The organism is Flectobacillus rivi, from assembly GCF_030056655.1.
Classification (GTDB): domain Bacteria; phylum Bacteroidota; class Bacteroidia; order Cytophagales; family Spirosomataceae; genus Flectobacillus; species Flectobacillus rivi.
Genome location: NZ_JASHIE010000038.1, coordinates 1 through 660, shown reverse-complemented (window position 1 = coordinate 660; position 660 = coordinate 1). Strand labels below are relative to the sequence as shown.

2 protein-coding genes are annotated in these 660 nt (G+C 43.8%); both read right to left on the bottom strand.

The features are described 5' to 3' along the window. A partial coding sequence (locus QM481_RS24820; protein WP_283383796.1) for a hypothetical protein occupies positions 1–308 on the bottom strand: 308 nt, incomplete at its 3' end. 22 nt (positions 309–330) lie between these two features. Further along, the coding region (locus QM481_RS24815) for a hypothetical protein (RefSeq protein ID WP_283383795.1) at positions 331–660 on the bottom strand (330 nt) is incomplete at its 5' end.

Below are 660 nucleotides of genomic sequence, written 5' to 3'. Positions count from 1 at the left end.
GAAACGCTATTGGTATACGTCACCGCCACGGCTTGGTAAGTATTAGCACTTACATTCGCTATACTCATCACATTCACGGGTGACACATATTGGATTATACCTGACGAATTCGTCAATACAAGCTGTGAACTCACATTTGAGCCTGTTGTTTGACCACTCAAACTCATCGTTACGGTGCCTGATTTGTAGTTACAAGCTTGTCCATAAGAACTTTCCCATAACATAAGCATAAGGACGGCTACCCCTAAGCTTTTTCCATACCTTTGAAAAAAACCTAGAACTTTTTCTTGGATTATATAAGTCATCATATATTTCTTGCTTGAGTTGGGATTAAAGCTTACTTAAGACGCCTGCACTAATGCCACAGCCTACTGTCGTTGTATTGCTCGTAGCACTGTTATTACTCGTGTTGGTTTCACCACCACCTGAGACAATTCCGCTGATGGCAATGCCTCCTGTTGTCGTTGGTGTTACATTCAAGGGAAAGCTAACACTGCCACTGGCTGGTATATTGGGTGAACTATTGGTACATACTATCGTCGTTGGACCTGCTACTGGGCCTGTCGGGGCACAAGTCCAACCACTACCACCACCGCTGTTGAAGGTTAATCCTGTAGGAATGCTAAAACTTTCACTCACAATACCTGTACTGGCTCCTGA